Origin of the sequence: Actinoplanes sichuanensis (genome assembly GCF_033097365.1) — a bacterium.
GTDB classification, from domain to species: Bacteria; Actinomycetota; Actinomycetes; order Mycobacteriales; family Micromonosporaceae; genus Actinoplanes; species Actinoplanes sichuanensis.
Genome location: NZ_AP028461.1, coordinates 4,466,695 through 4,483,118, shown reverse-complemented (window position 1 = coordinate 4,483,118; position 16,424 = coordinate 4,466,695). Strand labels below are relative to the sequence as shown.

At 71.9% G+C, this 16,424-nt stretch carries 17 protein-coding genes; 10 read left to right on the top strand and 7 right to left on the bottom strand.

Features of this window, described 5'->3' with window-relative positions:
* Window positions 1-69 precede the first annotated feature (69 nt).
* From gap to Q0Z83_RS20655, 10 genes are all read left to right on the top strand, one after another.
* Window positions 70-1,086, top strand: a complete 1,017-nt coding sequence (gene gap, locus Q0Z83_RS20700; RefSeq protein ID WP_317795607.1) for a type I glyceraldehyde-3-phosphate dehydrogenase — start codon at window positions 70-72, stop codon at window positions 1,084-1,086.
* A gap of 10 nt (window positions 1,087-1,096) precedes the next feature.
* A complete protein-coding gene (locus Q0Z83_RS20695) occupies window positions 1,097-1,723 on the top strand; it encodes a CBS domain-containing protein (RefSeq protein ID WP_317795606.1) in 627 nt (208 codons plus the stop codon).
* 1 nt (window position 1,724) lies between these two features.
* Window positions 1,725-2,102, top strand: coding sequence for a hypothetical protein (locus Q0Z83_RS20690; protein ID WP_317795605.1), 378 nt, complete (start codon window positions 1,725-1,727; stop codon window positions 2,100-2,102).
* On the top strand, window positions 2,099-2,251 hold the full coding sequence (locus Q0Z83_RS20685; RefSeq protein WP_317795604.1) for a hypothetical protein: 153 nt from the start codon (window positions 2,099-2,101) through the stop codon (window positions 2,249-2,251). Before Q0Z83_RS20690 ends, Q0Z83_RS20685 begins: the two co-directional genes overlap by 4 nt.
* A gap of 234 nt (window positions 2,252-2,485) precedes the next feature.
* The gene (locus tag Q0Z83_RS20680; protein WP_317795603.1) at window positions 2,486-2,764 is read left to right on the top strand and encodes a DUF1876 domain-containing protein; all 279 of its coding nucleotides are present in this window, start codon (window positions 2,486-2,488) and stop codon (window positions 2,762-2,764) included.
* Between the two features lie 206 nt (window positions 2,765-2,970).
* Complete coding sequence (locus Q0Z83_RS20675) at window positions 2,971-3,657, top strand: CBS domain-containing protein (protein ID WP_317795602.1); 687 nt, start codon at window positions 2,971-2,973, stop codon at window positions 3,655-3,657.
* A gap of 37 nt (window positions 3,658-3,694) precedes the next feature.
* The gene (locus Q0Z83_RS20670; protein WP_317795601.1) at window positions 3,695-4,555 is read left to right on the top strand and encodes a universal stress protein; all 861 of its coding nucleotides are present in this window, start codon (window positions 3,695-3,697) and stop codon (window positions 4,553-4,555) included.
* 194 nt (window positions 4,556-4,749) lie between these two features.
* Entirely contained in the window at window positions 4,750-5,160 is a 411-nt protein-coding gene (locus Q0Z83_RS20665; protein ID WP_317795600.1) for a universal stress protein, read from the top strand.
* Window positions 5,161-5,260: 100 nt separating this feature from the next.
* Window positions 5,261-7,984: a cation-translocating P-type ATPase gene (locus Q0Z83_RS20660; protein WP_317795599.1), complete on the top strand. Its 2,724-nt coding sequence runs from the start codon at window positions 5,261-5,263 to the stop codon at window positions 7,982-7,984.
* Window positions 7,963-8,601, top strand: coding sequence for a CBS domain-containing protein (locus Q0Z83_RS20655; RefSeq protein ID WP_317795598.1), 639 nt, complete (start codon window positions 7,963-7,965; stop codon window positions 8,599-8,601). The genes Q0Z83_RS20660 and Q0Z83_RS20655 overlap by 22 nt, the downstream gene beginning before the upstream one ends.
* A gap of 52 nt (window positions 8,602-8,653) precedes the next feature.
* Here the strand turns inward: Q0Z83_RS20655 and Q0Z83_RS20650 are convergent, their stop codons facing one another.
* The 7 genes from Q0Z83_RS20650 to Q0Z83_RS20620 all read right to left on the bottom strand — a co-directional run bounded on the left by Q0Z83_RS20650 (window position 8,654) and on the right by Q0Z83_RS20620 (window position 16,391).
* Window positions 8,654-9,526 carry a universal stress protein gene (locus Q0Z83_RS20650; protein WP_317795597.1) on the bottom strand — a complete coding sequence of 291 codons (873 nt, stop codon included), beginning with the start codon at window positions 9,524-9,526 and terminating at the stop codon, window positions 8,654-8,656.
* Window positions 9,527-9,728: 202 nt separating this feature from the next.
* Window positions 9,729-10,460 (bottom strand): thiamine pyrophosphate-dependent enzyme, encoded by a 732-nt coding sequence (locus Q0Z83_RS20645; protein ID WP_317795596.1) that lies wholly within the window; start codon window positions 10,458-10,460, stop codon window positions 9,729-9,731.
* A gap of 9 nt (window positions 10,461-10,469) precedes the next feature.
* The gene (locus Q0Z83_RS20640) at window positions 10,470-10,973 is read right to left on the bottom strand and encodes a hypothetical protein (protein WP_317795595.1); all 504 of its coding nucleotides are present in this window, start codon (window positions 10,971-10,973) and stop codon (window positions 10,470-10,472) included.
* A gap of 12 nt (window positions 10,974-10,985) precedes the next feature.
* Window positions 10,986-11,159 carry a hypothetical protein gene (locus Q0Z83_RS20635; RefSeq protein WP_317795594.1) on the bottom strand — a complete coding sequence of 58 codons (174 nt, stop codon included), beginning with the start codon at window positions 11,157-11,159 and terminating at the stop codon, window positions 10,986-10,988.
* A gap of 82 nt (window positions 11,160-11,241) precedes the next feature.
* A complete protein-coding gene (locus Q0Z83_RS20630; RefSeq protein ID WP_317795593.1) occupies window positions 11,242-12,843 on the bottom strand; it encodes an ABC transporter permease in 1,602 nt (533 codons plus the stop codon).
* Window positions 12,840-13,745 (bottom strand): ABC transporter ATP-binding protein, encoded by a 906-nt coding sequence (locus tag Q0Z83_RS20625; protein ID WP_317795592.1) that lies wholly within the window; start codon window positions 13,743-13,745, stop codon window positions 12,840-12,842. The genes Q0Z83_RS20630 and Q0Z83_RS20625 overlap by 4 nt, the downstream gene beginning before the upstream one ends.
* Window positions 13,746-13,883: 138 nt before the next feature.
* On the bottom strand, window positions 13,884-16,391 hold the full coding sequence (locus tag Q0Z83_RS20620; RefSeq protein WP_317795591.1) for a cation-translocating P-type ATPase: 2,508 nt from the start codon (window positions 16,389-16,391) through the stop codon (window positions 13,884-13,886).
* Window positions 16,392-16,424 lie beyond the last annotated feature (33 nt).

The following is a 16,424-nucleotide window of genomic DNA, read 5'->3' as shown; positions in this document are numbered from 1 at the left end:
TCGGCCCTGCCCGGGCGGCCGGGTCGGCGAAAGCCTGGAGGGAGGACGACAACGCGGAGGGAGCCCGCGATGACCTACCGTATCGCGATCAACGGTTTCGGCCGGATCGGCCGCAACTACCTGCGTCGCCTCACCGACAAGACTCTCGCGAACCAGGGCCTTCAGGTCGTGGCGATCAACGACCTGTACGACGCGGCGTCGCTGGTGCATCTGCTCGAGTACGACTCGACGTTCGGCCGGCTCGACACGGAGGTGTCCTACGCCGACGGAAGGCTGACCGTCGGATGGCACGACATCCCGACCTTCGCCGAGCGGCGTCCGGACACGTTGCCGTGGGGGGAGCTGGGTGTCGACCTGGTCATCGAGTCGACCGGCAAGCTGCGTACCCGCGACGACGCGGCGCTGCACTTGAAGGCGGGCGCCCGTCGGGTACTCATCTCCGCGCCCGGCAAGAGCGTCGACGCCACTCTGGTACCGGGGGTGAACGCGGACAGCTACGATCCGGTGCGTCACCGGATCGTGTCCGCGGCGTCGTGCACGACCAACTGTGTTGCGCCGCTGGTGAAGGTGTTACACGACGCGTTCGGCATCGAGAGTGGCTATCTGAGCACGGTCCACGCGTACACCAACGACCAGAACATCCTCGATGCGCCGCACAAGGACCCGCGCCGGGCCCGCGCGGCCGGGGTGAACATCATCCCGACCAGCACCGGCGCGGCCAAAGCGGTCGGGCTCGTGCTGCCGGAGTTGGCGGGCCGGCTCGACGGGGTGGCGCTGCGGGTGCCGGTGGTGGACGGCTCGATCAGCGACCTGTCGCTGCTGCTGGCCGCCGAGGCCACAGCGGAGCAGGTCAATCGTGCCGTCGAGGAATCCGCCGCGCCCGGGCAACCGATGCACGGCATCATCCGGTACGCCGACGCGCCGCTGGTGTCCACCGACATCGTCGGCGACCCGTCGTCGTGTGTGTTCGACGCCCGCCTGACCCAGGCGCACGGCCGGCTGGTGAAGGTGTTCGGCTGGTACGACAACGAGTGGGGCTACACCAACCGTCTGGTCGACCTGACCCGGCAGATGGCCGGAAGGTGAGGTGAGGGCGATGCGTGTCAAGGACATCATGAGCAGCCCGGTGTACACGGTGGAGCAGACCACCCCGGTGGCCGCCGCGGCCACGCTGATGACCACGAAATCGGTGACCGCGCTGCCGGTTCTCGACGAGTCCGGCGCTCTGGTCGGTATGGTCGGCGAGAGCGACCTGCTGTGGCATCGCGTCCCCGCCGACCCGACCGCGCATCTGCGGCCGCTGCCGGCCACCGATCCGGCGGAGCGGCCCGGCCTGGTCGCCGAGGTCATGTCCCCGTATCCCGTGACCACCCGGCCCGACACCGATGTCGCGGAGGCGGCTGAGGCGATGCTGGAGTACGACGTGCGCAGCATCCCGGTGCTCGACGACGGGGACCTGGTCGGCATCGTCAGCAGGCGGGACATCCTGCGGACCATGGTGCGTGGCGACGATGTGCTCACCGCCGAGGTGCAACACCGCCTCGACGAGTACGCCGACGGGCAGCACCGCTGGACGGCGACGGTCGACGGTGGTGTCGCCCGGATCGCCGGAGACTTCGACGACCCCACCGAACGGGGCGTCGTGGCCGTGCTGGCTCGCACCGTGCCGGGCGTCGCCGCCGTCGACTTCACTCTGGTCCCGGCGGTCCGGAGCGGAGGGTGAGATGCCCGGCCCGGTCGTTGCCGGCATCCTCGCGGTCGCGTCCGCCGAGGACGTGCTGCGACACGGCTTCGAAGCCGCCGGTGATCGGGATGTGCCGCTGCACGTCCTGGTCGCCGGGGCGGCCGCGGTCGCCGGCCCGGCCGACGAGGTGCATCAGGTGATCGAGCGGTGGTCGGAGAAGTACCCGACGGTGCCGGTGACCGTCACGGTCCACGCCGGCCTGGATGCCGCGATCGTGCTGGCCGCGGCCACCCACGATGGCGGACTCCTGGTGATGGCCGAGACACACGGCCTGCGGGAGGACGCGATCATCCGAGCGATCCGCCGACGTGTCCACTGCCCGCTGGCCGTCACTCGCAGCCGACACCCACTGCCGTGAACACCGGCCGGTCGGAAGCGTACGGCGCGGCGAGCGGCCTCGCTCTGCCCCTGCTCGGTGTCGCGGCGATGGTGTTCGAGCGGTCGCCGGTGACGGCTGCCGACTTCGCCGCGATCCGGCGGGCCCGTGGTTCGTCGCGACAGTCATGACCGGGGGTGTGGGATCGCAGGGCGCTGCCGGCTCAGGGACGGGTGGGCGCCACAGCGGCGACGGCCCGGGGCACCGCCACCGACTGGGGGCTCCGGCCTGATCGTTCGCCAAGGGGAGCCTCGGCTGCCGTATCCCGGCAGTCCGGGCAATCCGTTTCCGGATCCGGGACCAACAGCACTGGGCGTACGCGAGCAGGCGTAGTGCGATGAAGGTACTGACCGTGAAGGAGGCGCATGAAGATGCACACCCGGACCTGGACGGTCGAGGTCACCATCACTGAGGACGAGGACGATCGCCGTACCCGTGCCGTCGCCGTCCTGCGTACCGAGGCTCGTCCACAGGTGCGCGGGGAAGGCGTGGCCCGCCGGGCACCCCGGGACCGTGAGGTCCCGGAGATCGGCGACGAACTGGCCACCGCCCGCGCCCTGGCTGACCTGGCCTACCAACTGCTGGACGTGACCGCGGCCGACATCGAGGCCGTGGTCCATCGTCCGGTCCACCTCAGCGGCTGAATCCGGCGCGGCCTGCCCGGTCCTGGTGGTCCGTGGCTATCGGGGCGGAGCAGGACGCCGACGCCTGACCTGCCGTTGCCGAGGGGCGACCTCACGGTGAACGCATCGCCCCTCGGCGTGGCGGGGCCGATGGCCCGCCCGGCCGGGATCTGCGGCCCTGCCGGCTCGGGTCGGGCCGTCCTAGCGTGGGGTGTGGAGGTAACGCCATGAAGACTTGGCATGTCAGTGACGTGATGACCGCCGACGTGGTCTCTGCGGGGCCGGACACCCCCTACCGGGATGTGGTCGACCTGCTGATCGGCCGGCGGATCAACGCCGTCCCGGTCGTCGACGACGACCGTCGGGTCCTCGGAGTGGTGTCCGAGTCGGACCTGCTCCGCAAGATCGAGTTCGTGGGTGAGGACGAACCCCGCTGGTTCGAACGCCGCCGTCGCGAACAGCATCACAAGGCCGCCGCCCGGACCGCCGGCGAGTTGATGACGGCTCCGGCGGTCACGCTCACCCCGGGCGCCGGGATCCGGGCCGCTGCCCGGCTCCTCGACGAGACCGGCCTCAAGCAGTTGCCGGTCGTGGATGATCTGGGCCGGCTGGTCGGCATCGTCACCCGCAGCGACCTGCTCAAGGAACATCTGCGTCCCGACGCCGACATCGACGCCGACGTGCGATCCACCATCGACGAGGTCGTGTTGACCGAGAGTTCCGCGGCCGTCCGGACCTCGGTCGAACGCGGCGTGGTCACGCTGGCCGGTCAGGTCGACCGGTGGTCCACGAAGGTGCTGCTCGCACGTCTGGTCGCGCTGGTCCCCGGGGTGGTCGAGGTGATCGACGAGGTCCGCTTCGACTTCGACGACCACAAGCTGGTCGAGCCGGTACCGGCGATCTTCGCCTACTGAGCGACGGTGTCGTCACGCGTATCGAGGAGGCAGGGTTATGGGCGAGGGCACTCTCGACGTTCTGGCGTGCTACGACGGGTCGGTTCCGGCCGCGGCCGCCATCGAGGTGGCGGCCACGCTGCTGCCGGACGCGTCAACCAGCGTCAGTGTGGTGTGGACGCCTCCGTACGACAGCGACCCGGTACGGCATCGGCTCCGGCACCGCACCGACGGCATCGACGAGTTCGTCGCTGCGGTCGAACGGGAGGGCGAGGCTGAGGCCCACCGTCTGGCGGCCATGGGCGTGACCCTGGCCGCCGCGTACGGCTGGAAGGCCGAGCCGCTGGTCGAACGTGCGGTGGGCGGTGAGGGACTGCATCTGGTGCAGGTCGCTGAGCGGTCCGGAGCCGACCTGATCGTCGTCGGGGCGCGTGGGCTGGGTGGGGCGCGGGCCGTGTTCGGCAGTGTCTCCGACGTGATCGTGCACTACGCGTCCTGCCCGGTGTTGGTCGTGCCGCATCCGTTGCTGCAGCCGGAGCGGGCGGCCCTCGGTGATGGCCCGATCGTGGTCGGCTGGGACGGGTCGGCCGGATCCGATGCGGCGTTCGCGGTGGCCGCAGAGTTCTTCCCGCTGCGTGAGGTGATGCCGGTACTCGTGCAGGACGGTGTCGCACCGTCCGGCCGTACCCCCACGGGTTTGAAGAAAGCCCCCCGGACCGGCATCGCGGTCGAGCATGGCCGGGCGGTCGCCGCCGCCCTCTGCGGCCGGGCCGAGGCCGAACAGGCTGCCCTGCTCGCGGTCGGTTCGCTCGGTCGGTCGGCGTTGCGGGAGATCGTCCTCGGCAGCGTCGCCATGGCCGTGTTGCACCACGCCGGTCGGCCGGTACTGGTCGTGCCGCATCGCGGCGCCGGCCGGTGAACCCCGGGCGCATGCCCGTGCCCTCCGGGCGTCGTCCGGCTTGTGTTCTCGTGATCGTTGAGCCATGGAGAGGCCGTTGGACCCTGCCGTCGGGCGAGCCGCTGCGGGCATCGTGGAGGAAATCCGATCTTGGAGGTGGGTGATGGCACGGTTTCGAGGAGGGAAACCCCGAGGATGTACGTGTCGGTGACATCGTGGTCGGGGTCGACGGGTCGCCGTCGTCCAAGGCGGCGTTGCGCTGGGCGGCGAGGCAGGCCGGGCTGACCGGCGGGCGCCTGCATGCGGTCACCGCATGGGAACTGCCGTCCTACTATGGCTGGGCACCGATGCTGCCCTACGACGAGGACCTGGCCGCCACCGCGGGCAAGGCCCTCACCGCAGCGGTGCACAGTGTGTTCGGCGACGAGCGGTCGAAGCTCGACCTGGTTGAGAGCGTCGTGCCGGGTCACCCGGCGCAGGTGTTGATCGACCTGTCGGCCCGCTGTGGGCTGCTGGTGATCGGCAGCCGGGGCCACGGCGCTTTCACCGGGACACTGATCGGCTCGGTCAGCCAGCAATGCGTCCAGCACGCACGCTGCCCGGTCGTGGTGGTCCGCGGCAGTTGAGCAAGCGAGCAGCCCGCGCGCACATGCCGGCGCCATCGGCATGTGCGCGCGGGCCCTTCGGCTCTGCCCCCGATCCGGCGGCGAGCAGATGCTCGAAGGTATGGCACAGACGATTACGGCTCCGGCCGAGGTCGACGAACGCCAACCGCCGACCGAACTGTTCCGGCACCTGCGCTCCACCCCGGGCGGTCTTCGATCGCGAGAGGCGGCCCGCCGGCTGACCGTGTACGGCCCCAACGAACTCTCCCGCCGCCAGGCCCGCATCTGGCCGCGGCAACTGCTGGCCCAGTTCACCCAACCCCTGGCCGTCCTGCTGATGGTGGCGGCCGTGCTCGCCTGGGCCGGGCACTCCCCGGCACTGGCCGTCGCGGTGGTGGCGGTGATCCTGCTCAACGCCGGATTCGCGTTCGTCCAGGAACGGCAGGCCGAACGGGCCGTCGAGGCCCTGGCCGCCTTCCTGCCGCTGTCGGCGCGGGTGATGCGCGACGGTGAGCTGGTCGAGGTACCGGGCCGTGACCTGGTTCCGGGCGACGTCATCGAGATCACCGAGGGCGACCGGATCTGCGCCGATGCCCGCCTGATCGACGGCTCGGTGGCGGTGGACCTGTCCACCCTCAACGGCGAGTCGCTGCCCGCGGTCCGCACCGCGGACACCGAACACGTGCCGGGCCCGCTGCTGGAGGCCCGCGAGCTGGTGTTCAGCGGCACCTCCTGTACGGCGGGACAGGCCCGGGCCGTGGTGACCCACACCGGGATGCACACCGAGATCGGTCGGATCGCCGCCCTCTCGCAGCGCGGGCACACCGAGGCGAGCCCGCTGGAACGGCAGGTACGCCGGGCCACCTGGATCATCGCGGCCGTCGCCGTCACCGCCGGGGTGGCGTTCCTGCCGATCGGTGTGCTCGCCGGGCTCGGCTGGGCGGCCGCGATCACCTTCTCCATCGGGCTGATCGTGGCCAACGTGCCTGAAGGGCTCCTACCGACGATCACCCTGGCCCTCGCCGCCGGAGTGCGTGCCCTGGCCCGATCCGGTGCGGTGGTGAAGCGGCTGTCCGCGGTGGAGACCCTCGGCTCGACCACGGTCATCTGCACCGACAAGACGGGGACGCTCACCGAGAACCGGATGCACGTCACCCACCTGTGGGTGGCCGGCCGGGAGTGGGCGGTGGCGGTCGCGGGCCGGGATCGGCTGTGCCGGGAACTCGCCGTCGCGGCGGCCACCTGCACCACGGCCCGCCTTCCCGGCGACGGGGTGTCGGCAGGCGGCGGTGATCCGACCGAGCTGGCCCTGTTACGGCTGGCCGCGGCGCTGGGCGTGCCGGTGAGCGGGAGTTCACGGGACTCCGCGCGGACCGTGCTGTACGCCTTCGACCCGCGCAGCAAGCGTATGTCCACCGTCACCGGCGGTCACCTGCACGTCAAGGGTGCATCGGAGTCGGTGCTGCCGCTGTGCACCCGGTTCCTCGACGACTCCGGGCGCTTCTCCGCACTGACCGATTCGATACGCGACGAGGTCGCCGCCGCGGTCGACGGCTACGCCCGTACCGGCCTGCGGGTGCTCGCCGTGGCGCAGCGCATCGCCGAACCGGACCTGCTCGCCGCCGGCCGCGAGGCCGCCGAGAAGGACCTGACGCTGCTGGGACTGGTGGCCATGGTCGACCCGCCCCGGGAGGCGGTGCCCGCCGCAGTCGCCGCCGCCCACCGCGCCGGCATCCGGGTGCATGTGATCACCGGTGACTACGGACCCACCGCGGCCGAGATCGCCGCACAGGTCGGTATCGGCGACGGCCGCCGGCGGGTGGTCACCGGCGCCGAACTGGAGCAGATGGACGACGCGGACCTGGACCACCTGCTCGGCGACGGCCAGGAGATCGTCTTCGCCCGGTCGTCACCGGAGGGCAAGCTGCGCATCTGCGAGGCGCTGCGCTCGCAGGGCCACATCGTGGCGATGACCGGCGACGGCGTCAACGACGCCCCGGCCCTGCGCCACGCCGACATCGGGGTGGCCATGGGCCGCTCGGGCACCGACGTGGCCCGGGAGGCCGCGACGATGGTGCTCACCGACGACAACTTCGCCACGATCGTCCGGGCCGTCGAAGCCGGCCGGCGCGTCTACGACAACGTCCGCAAGTTCGTGCTCTACATCTTCGCGCACGCCGTACCCGAGGTCGTGCCGTTCCTGATCTTCGCCCTGTCCGGTGGAGCGGTCCCGTTGCCGCTGACCGTGCTGCAGATCCTCGCCATCGACCTGGGCACCGAGACGCTGCCCGCGCTGGCGCTGGGCCGCGAACGCGCGGAACCCGGCCTGATGAGCCGGCCGCCCCGGTCCCCGAAGGCCGGGGTCATCGACGGACGGCTGCTGCTGCGCGCCTGGGGTGTGCTGGGTGTCGTGTCCGCCGTACTGGTGACGGCCGGATTCTTCTGGGTCCTGTGGCGCGCGGGCTGGGAACCCGGCGCCACGCTGCCGGGCGAGGTGTACGCGCAGGCCACCACCATGACGTTCGCCGGCATCGTCGCCTGCCAGGTCGGCACCGCGTTCGCCGCCCGCACCGACCACGCCTCCCTGCGGTCGGTCGGCGTGTTCAGCAACCGGCTGCTGCTCGGCGGGATCGCCTTCGAACTGGTGTTCACCGCCGCCGTGATCTACCTGCCGCCGTTGCAGGCGGTCTTCGACACCGCCGCCCTCGGTGGTGCCGAGCTGCTGTTCCTGGCGCCCTTCCCGCTGCTGGTCTGGGGCGCCGACGAGATCTTCCGCGCCTGGAGACGCCGCCGCGGAGCCGATGCCACGAAGGAGGCACCATCATGCGAGTCCGCGACCTCATGACCAGTTCCGTCCAGGTCATCGCCCATGACGCGCCCGTGGAGAGCGCGGCCGAGCTGATGACGACCTACGCGGTCACCGCCCTGCCCGTCCTCGACGCCGGCGGCCGGTTGATCGGCATGGTCAGCGACAGCGACCTGCTGTGGCACCGGGTACCGGCCGAACCGCACGGCGATCCGCGCCGGCACCCGGACACCGAACCGCCGCCGCGCCGGCCCGGAGTCGTGGTGGAGGTGATGTCGCAGTACCCGATCACCACCACACCCCGCACAGATGTCGCCGATGTGGCGCAGGTGATGCTCGACCACGACGTGCGCAGTGTGCCGGTGCTCGACGACGGCCGGCTCGTCGGCATCGTCAGCCGCCGTGACATCCTCAAGGCGATGGTCCGCGACGACCGGACACTCGCCGCCGACGTGCAGTTACGTCTCGACGACTACGCCGGCCGGTCCGGGTTGTGGACCGCCGAGGTGGTCTCCGGCGTCGTCACCGTGCACGGGCGGATCCGCAACGAGCAGCAGCGGGCGGTCGTCACGGTCCTCGCCCGTACCGTCCCCGGGGTGGCCGCCGTGCACCTGGAGCAGCAGACCGAGAACAGGCAGGAACGGGTGACGGCGTGAGGTGGACTGGTGGGGGCGCCGGCCAGCTGGCCGGCGCCCCCACCAGTCCACCTCAGAGCTGATCGACGATGTCGTGGACCACCACGACCGGGCAGGCGGCGTGGCGTAGCAGGTGTTGGCTTGTCGAGCCCAGCAGCAGCCCGCGGAGCGCGCCCCGGCCGCGGGTGCCGACCACCAGGAGCTGGGCGGTGACGCTGGCGGCGGCCAGCGCGGCAGCCGGGTGCTCCCGCAGGGCCTCGGCTTCGATCTGCAGGTCCGGAAAGGTGTCCCGGACGACGGTGACCATGTCGTCGAACGGCCGGCGTTCGGGGCCGGTCATCACGCCGGTGACGATCGGGGTCTGCTCCCACAGGCCGGTCACCGGCGGCCAGGCGCGAATGATCCGCAGCGGAACCTTGCGTGCCGCCGCCTGCTGTGCGGCGAAGGCGAGCACGTCCGAGGCGGCGGCCGAGTCATCCACGCCCGCGACGACGGCGGCGTTCGCGGGCGGGTCACCGGCGTGGACGACCACGACCGGGCAGTGGGCGTGGGCGGCGACCGCGGAGACGACCGACCCGAACAGCCCGGAGACGAGACTACGTCCCCGTACGCCGAGAACGATCAGATGAGCGTGGCGGGATCGTTCGATGAGGGCGGCGGTGGCGTGCGCGCGGACGGTCGTCGCCGTCACGTCGATGAGTGGATGCGTTCGTCCGGCCTGCGCCACGGCACGGTCCAACGTGCCGGTGATGACCTCGGCGGCGTAGCTTTCCGGCCGCAGAGCGGGGGACGGGACCATGCTCGCGGCGGGAGCGAGGACAGGCCATTCGTCGGCGTAGAGCAGTTCCACGGGTGTCGCGGTGCGGTCGGCTTCGTCCAGCGCCCAGGACAGTGCCGCGTGTGAGTAGGCCGAGCCGTCGTACCCGACGATGATTCTCTTCTGCACGGTACGGGCCTCCTCCCAGACGTCGTACGCCGCGCGGGAAACGCGGTGACGGGTCCGACCGTTTCTCCTTCCATCGCACGCCCATCGATGTCCGGCGGGCAGGGCCGGGTAGACCGTTTCGGCGGGACGTAGGACCTTCGGAGGGTTCTGGCGGGTGCGGGCCGGGCGCCGGTGTGCCCTGGAACGTCGTGGGGTCGCCTGGTCAAGGCCGTGACGTGCCGGTGTGCGTCATCTGCCGCGCCCGTGCGCGCAGAGGCGCGGCGTGGTCTGCGATCAGGGCTTCCACGAAATGCCGCGGGCAGGCGCGGACGTCTTCGACGTGCCTCCGGCGAGCCGCGCGGCAGAGCGCACAGCCGTGGCGATCCGGTCCGGGCCCGCCGAGGTCATGACCGGCGGTGATCGCTTGCATGCCGCTCGCGTCGAGTTGCTGTGCGGCGTACATGCGACCGGCCAGGACCGCGATCGGATCGCGCCGGGACGGCGGCATAGTGCCGCACAGCCGGATCAGGAGGGCGGAGCCACCCGCCCGGACCGACGAGGCGAATCGCGCCGTGGTCGTCAGGATGGCCTCGACGTCCCACACGTCGACAGCGGCCCCGCCGGCCGGCGGAACACCCCGTCGACCGGAAACGAGGACCGACATCGAGCCAGGTCGGTGCCGAGCGGCCGATGAGCCGAACGTGACGGTGACGCTCGCGTCGGCGCTGTCCCCGGCCGTGGAGCCGGCGAACACCGGTGGCCGGAGTGTGGAGATCATCGTGTCCAGCGGTCCGAGCACGGCGAGAACCCCGGTCAGGACGGCCTCGTTCCCCGGTATGAGCAGAGGGACGGGCCGGACCGTCCGGGCGGTCGCGCCCCGGAGAGTCGACATCCGCCGCAGCAGATCCGTGCGCTGCGCGGCCGGCAGCCCGTTCGATGGGGTGATCGCCGGCATGGCGGTGGCTCAGTCCACCGCTACTCGGGCGCGGGCGCGTTCGGTGTCGCGCATCGTCATGAGCGGCACGCCGAGTCCGTAGGTCACGTAATGGCCGGTGGGACGGATCTCCAAGACCGTGCAGGCGGTGCGCCGTTCCGGCGGCAGGATCCGGGCCAGCCCGGGAAGGCGGTCGATGATCTGCGCCGGGTGGGCGGTCGCGACGGCAGGGAAGCTGATGGTCGCCGGTGGGATGGGCATGAGCAGGGCCAGTAGCCCGCCGCGGCGTACCGGGACGGTCACCGCGACCGTCGCTTCGGCGCCGATGTGCCGGGCCTTCCAGCCGTCGGCGGCGACGACCACGTACATGCGGTCGCCGGTGACGGCGTAGACGACGCCGCTGGAGCGGGGTGCACCGGCCGGGGTGACGTGGCTGAGCACGGCGAACGATGCGTGCGACACCGCCGCCCAGACGTCGTCGGCGGTCAGGGTGGGGTGCGTGTCGTGGTGCCGTAGGCGGGTGCCGATGGACATCGGAAACCTCCTTCACGAGTGTCGGTTCCGGCGCAGTGGACGGGAACCGGAGTTCCGGCCGAGAGCACCGATCAGGTCGGTGGCGAGGCAGACGAACAGTGCGATGCCCCAGCCGTTCCAGGGCCCCCAGGAGGCGACCGGGGGAGTGCCCTGGACCAGCCAGACGATCAGCCAGATGACGGTCATGGCGATCACCTTTCCTGTCACTGTCGACTGTGCTCGCGGGTGCACGGGCCGGGCAGGGGCGTAGGACCCGTGTCCGGTCCCGTCAGGTCAGTGCGGCCCGGCGTAGCCACAGCACCGCCAGCGCCGGCACGGTCCACGCCAGCAGAATGCCCAGCTGCCCGGCCGCCACCCCGGCTCCGGTGACCGCCGGATCGGTCGCGGTCAGCACCGCGCGGAGCAGATGGCGCAGCGGGAACACGTCGGCGACGGTGGTCAGCCAGCCGGGCAGGGGCCGATCCCCGACGACGAAGATCTCCGAGACGAAGCAGAGCGGCAGCAGCGTGCCGAGGGTGACGGCGAGCACCGAGCGGGCTTCCGGCATGAGGGCCGCGATCGCCAGGCCGAGGGCACCGAAGCACAGCGAGCCGGTCGTGATCGCCAACAGCAGCGCCGGGATCCGCGTGGCCGGCAGGTGCACGCCCAGCAGACCGGTACCGACGACGATCAGCAGGCCGGCCGCGAACACCGTGACGATCAGGGCAGCCGTGACCCGGCCGGTGAAGTACCAGCGTGGCGGTAAGGGGGTGCCGCGCAGCCGCTTGAGCACCCCGGCGGCGCGGGCGCCGACGACGGACTCCGGCATGTCCACGAAGGCGGTGAGTGCCGCGGTGTAGGCGATCATCCCGGCCAGCAGGTACTGGGCCATCGCCATCCCGTGCACCTGGCCGTCACCGAACACGGTGGGAAACAGCACCAGCAGCAGCGCCGGGAAGACGATCGAGAAGAACACCGACAGCGGATCACGTCGCAGTCCGAGCAGGGCGTATCCGATCTGCCCGGCCAGCGGGGACCGCACCGGACCACGGTGCGCCGAGGGCGGTGACAGGCGTACCGGTCCCGGGTCGTCTGTTGCGGTGGTGCCCGCGGGGGCGGTGGATCCGCCGGCCGGCTGCCAGGAGAAGCGGGCACGTGCCACCAGCATCCCGACGACCGTCCACGCCGCGAGCACGGCCAGGTGCATGGGGGCGAAACCGGATCCGGCCGTGGGCTCGAACGTCGCGGCCAGCGCCAGGGCGAAGTGCTTCAACGGCAGCAGCGACCCGAGGACGTCGAGCCAGCGGGGCAGGGCGGCGCCGACGATGAACACGTCGGAGATGAAGGCCAGGCTGATCAGCAGTCCCTGTGCGAGAGTCTGCGCGGCCAGGACGGTACGGGTCGAGGCGGCCAGCGCCAGGCCGAGGGCGGCGCAGCAGGCGATGCCCAGCACCAGTGTCACCAGCAGTGCCGGCACCTTGCGCCAGATGATCTGCACGTCGTAGCCCAACACTCCCACTACGGTGAGCAGCACGACCGCCAGTCCGGAGGCGGCCAGTGACGCGCCCACCCGTGCGGCCGGCACGGTCCAGGGTGGCACCGGGGCCGCGCGCAGCCGCAGCAGCACGCCCCGGTCGCGCAGCGCCGCGGTGTCGACGGCGATCAGGACGAACGATGCCTGCGCCACGCCGAACACCGCGAACGGCGCCACCAGGTACTGGGCGATCGGAACGCCTCCGGCGTCTTGATCGCCGACGATCGACGCCACGATGATCAGGAAGGTCAGTGGGAAGGCCAGGGTGAAGAACGCCGCCATCGGGTTGCGGAAGAAGGCCCGTACGGCGTGCCCGGTGAGCGCCCACAGGGCTACGGCGGTGCCTTGGCCGTTCATCGGGACTCGTCTCGGGTCAACGCCAGGTAGGCGTCTTCCAGGGTCGGTGGGGCGACCGTGAAGTCGTGCAGGCAGACGCCGCGGCTCCGGGCCCAGCCGGTGAGTATCCAGGCGTCCTCGACCGGCGCACGCGAGCGCACCCGTACCTGTTGCCGTGTCGTCGAGGGTGGTGCGCTCAGCGTGGGCAGGTCGGTGATGGTGAGCCCGGCCGGCAGATCGAAACCGATGTCGGTCGGCAGGTCGCAACCGGCCCGCAACTCGTCGGGTGCGCCGACGGCGGCCAGCCGCCCGTCGCGCATGACGGCGACCCGGTCGGCGAGCCGTTGTGCCTCCTCCAGGTAGTGGGTGGTCAGCAGGATCGTGGTGCCCCGGTCGCGCAGGCTCGCGATGAGGTCCCAGGCGTGGTGGCGGGCGGCGGGGTCGAACCCGGTGGTGGGTTCGTCGAGGAAGAGCAGGTCGGGCGCTCCGGCCAGGCCCAGCGCCAGGTCCAGGCGGCGCCGTTGCCCGCCGGAGAGTCCTTTCACCCGGGTGGTCCTTTTGTCGGCCAGTCCGACCAGGGTGATCAGCTCGTCGGGGTTGTGGCCCTTGGGATACAGGCGGGTCTGGAGCCGGAGGAGTTCGAGGACCGTGAACTCCTCCTCGAAGCCGGCCGACTGCAGTACCACACCGATGCGTGCGCGAAAGGCCGAACCGCCGGTCGCGGGGTCGGTACCGAGAACCCGTACGGTGCCCGCGTCGCGGGTCCGGTAGCCCTCCAGGATCTCGACCGTGGTGGTCTTGCCGGCACCGTTGGGCCCGAGCAGCGCGAAGATCTCCCCGTCGTGGACCGTGAAGCTGATCTGGTCGACGGCGCGGACCGGACCATACGCCCGGGAGAGATCAGCGACTTCGATGGCCGTCATAGTCCCAGCGTCATCCGCTGCGGCGGCACACGGTAGTGACCGACGGCCCGTCCCGGCGTACCTTCGGCCTCCCGGCGCGGGCGTGAGCCCGCACCGGGAGACCGATCGACGGTAAGACGCGGTTCCGGGGACCGGCGGTCACCCGTCACCCTCTCGGCCGGCCACCACGCGAGTCCACAGCCGCAGTGCCACGCCGGGAATCGCGGCGACGGCGAGGCAGGCCACGATCGTCACCACGTCCAGAGGTTCGGTGCCCAGCAGCAGCCGCAGTGGTTCGACCAGCACGCCGGCGAACTGCAACAGCAGACAGACCGCCACGGCGGCCGGCAGCATCCGGTTGCGGGGTGTACCCGGCGTGGCCTTCGCCCGCACCGCCAGGGCCACCCCCAGTTGGGCGAGCCCGAGAACCAGGAACATCACCGACTGCCAGGGCCGGCCGGTCTGCTGGGCGACGACCCCGGCGGCCAACGTGACGGCGGCCAACAGACCGGCCCCGGTCAGCACGCCACGCAGCAGGCCCCCACCGAGCACCGACTCCTGCGGTGAGCGTGGAGGCCGGCGCAGCACGTCGGCTTCGGCCGGTTCGGCGCCGAGCGCGACGCCCGGAACGCCGTGGGTGAGCAGATTGATCCACAGCAGCTGGGCCGGCAGCAGCGCCAGCGGCATGCCCAGCAGCGGGCCGGCGAGCATCACCAGCAGTTCCGCCGCGCCGCCGGACAGCGCGTAGCGCAGGAAACGGCGGATGTTGTCGTAGATGCGGCGGCCCTCACCGATCGCGTCCGCCACGGTGCCCAGGTTGTCGTCCACCAGGACCAACTCGGCGGCCTGCCGGGCGACCTCGGTGCCGCCGCCCATCGCGACGCCGATGTCGGCGCGGCGCAGGGCGGGCGCGTCGTTGACCCCGTCGCCGGTCATCGCGACAACCTCACCGCGCTGTTGCAACGCGCGGATGATGTCGAGTTTCTGCTCCGGCTGGGTGCGCGCGTACACCCGGGCGTGCGCGAGATCCGTACCCCGCAGGTCGTCCTGGTCGCCGTGGGCGACGACGTCGCCCGGGCCGAGGATGCCCAACCGGCGCCCGATGGCGGTCGCGGTCTGCGGATGGTCACCGGTGATCAGCAGCAGCTGTACGCCGGCCCGCCGGAACGCCTCGGCGGTGTCGCGCGCGGTGGCCCGCAACGGGTCCCCGATGCCGACGAGTCCCACCGCGTGCAGCGTCGGCGGTACCGCCGGATCGGGTTGGTGGTCGCCGACGGCGGTGGCCACCGCGAGCACCCGCAGCCCGTCGGCGGCGAGTTCCGCCGCGGCGGCCACCAGGGCAGCGTCGGTCTGCGGATCCAGCACCGCCTCCGGGGCGCCTTTGCAGACCACCAGGAAGCCGCCGGCCGGGAGCCGGTGGACCGTGACCATCCGGCGGCTGTCCTGGTCGAACGGGTGCTCGGCGACCCGGGGCGCGGCGGCACGTTCAGCGTCGACGTCCAGGCCGCAGCGGCCGGCGAAGGTGAGCAGGGCGGCCTCCATCGGATCACCGGCCGCCGCCCAGTCCGGGCGGTCGTCGTCCGGTGGCAGCAGCGCGGCGTCGTTGCAGAGCGCCCCGGCACGAGCCAGCGCCCGCAGCGGCTCGCCGCCCGGCCCGTCGACCTGTCCCGCCGGGTCGTAGCCGGTGCCGCGGACCGTGTGACGGGATCCGTCCGCGGTGATCGCGCACTGCACCGACATCCGGTTCTCGGTGAGCGTCCCGGTCTTGTCCGAGGCGATCACCGTGACCGAGCCCAAGGTCTCCACCGCGTGCAGCCGACGTGGAATCGCGCTGATCCGGGCCATCCGGTGAGCGCCGAGCGCCAGGGCGAGAGTGACGACGGCCGGCAGGCTCTCCGGGACGGCGGCGACGACCAGACTCACCGCGGTGATCGCCATCCGCGCCACCGGCTGGCCGGCCAGCACCCCGGCCGCGAACACCAGCGCCGACACCACCACCGCGGTCACGCCCAGCACCCGGCCCAGGGCGGTGATGCGGCGCTGCAACGGGGTGGGACCGGGCCGGGTACGCGACACCAGTTCGGAGATCCGGCCGAGCGCACTGTCCGGCCCGGTGGCCACCACCGTTCCCGCGGCGCGCCCACCGGCCAGCACGGTTCCCGCACCGGCCGGCTCCGACGTGCTCCGGGGCACCGGCACCGATTCGCCGGTCAGCGCGGATTCGTCGAACGTCGCCCGCTGAGCCTCGGTGAGCCGCAGGTCGGCGGGCACCACGTCGCCCGCCTCCAGCCGGACGTGGTCGCCGCGTACCAGGTCGGACGCCGGAACGACCTGGTCACGGCCGTCGCGGACGACCCGGGCCACCGGGGCGGCCAGCCGGTCGAGGGCGGCGATGGCCGCGTCGGCACGCACCTCCTGCGCCACCCCGATCACCGTGTTCACGACGACCACCAGCAGGATGATCAGTGTGTCCGGAACGTCGCCGAGGGCGGCTGTCACCACTCCGGCGGCCAGCAGCAGCGCCACCAGCGGATCGGCCAGTTGACGGCCGACCCGGCGGACGACACCGCGGGGTGGGGGAGCGGCCACCAGATTCGGACCGTCCTCGGCAAGGCGTCTGGTCGCTTCGGCAGTGGACAGACCCCGCGCCGCGGATGCTGCCGACATGACCGGGAGAGTCATTTCCGCTGTCCTTTCCAG

Excerpts from the sequence above, each read along its gene's own strand:
- gap (WP_317795607.1), top strand. The coding sequence starts at position 70 with ATGACCTACCGTATCGCGATCAACGGTTTCGGCCGGATCGGCCGCAAC.
- Q0Z83_RS20695 (WP_317795606.1), top strand. The coding sequence starts at position 1,097 with ATGCGTGTCAAGGACATCATGAGCAGCCCGGTGTACACGGTGGAGCAG.
- Q0Z83_RS20690 (WP_317795605.1), top strand. The coding sequence starts at position 1,725 with ATGCCCGGCCCGGTCGTTGCCGGCATCCTCGCGGTCGCGTCCGCCGAG.
- Q0Z83_RS20680 (WP_317795603.1), top strand. The coding sequence starts at position 2,486 with ATGAAGATGCACACCCGGACCTGGACGGTCGAGGTCACCATCACTGAG.
- Q0Z83_RS20675 (WP_317795602.1), top strand. The coding sequence starts at position 2,971 with ATGAAGACTTGGCATGTCAGTGACGTGATGACCGCCGACGTGGTCTCT.
- Q0Z83_RS20670 (WP_317795601.1), top strand. The coding sequence starts at position 3,695 with ATGGGCGAGGGCACTCTCGACGTTCTGGCGTGCTACGACGGGTCGGTT.
- Q0Z83_RS20660 (WP_317795599.1), top strand. The coding sequence starts at position 5,261 with ATGGCACAGACGATTACGGCTCCGGCCGAGGTCGACGAACGCCAACCG.
- Q0Z83_RS20655 (WP_317795598.1), top strand. The coding sequence starts at position 7,963 with ATGCGAGTCCGCGACCTCATGACCAGTTCCGTCCAGGTCATCGCCCAT.
- Q0Z83_RS20645 (WP_317795596.1), bottom strand. The coding sequence starts at position 10,460 with ATGCCGGCGATCACCCCATCGAACGGGCTGCCGGCCGCGCAGCGCACG.
- Q0Z83_RS20640 (WP_317795595.1), bottom strand. The coding sequence starts at position 10,973 with ATGTCCATCGGCACCCGCCTACGGCACCACGACACGCACCCCACCCTG.
- Q0Z83_RS20635 (WP_317795594.1), bottom strand. The coding sequence starts at position 11,159 with ATGACCGTCATCTGGCTGATCGTCTGGCTGGTCCAGGGCACTCCCCCG.
- Q0Z83_RS20630 (WP_317795593.1), bottom strand. The coding sequence starts at position 12,843 with ATGAACGGCCAAGGCACCGCCGTAGCCCTGTGGGCGCTCACCGGGCAC.
- Q0Z83_RS20625 (WP_317795592.1), bottom strand. The coding sequence starts at position 13,745 with ATGACGGCCATCGAAGTCGCTGATCTCTCCCGGGCGTATGGTCCGGTC.
- Q0Z83_RS20620 (WP_317795591.1), bottom strand. The coding sequence starts at position 16,391 with ATGTCGGCAGCATCCGCGGCGCGGGGTCTGTCCACTGCCGAAGCGACC.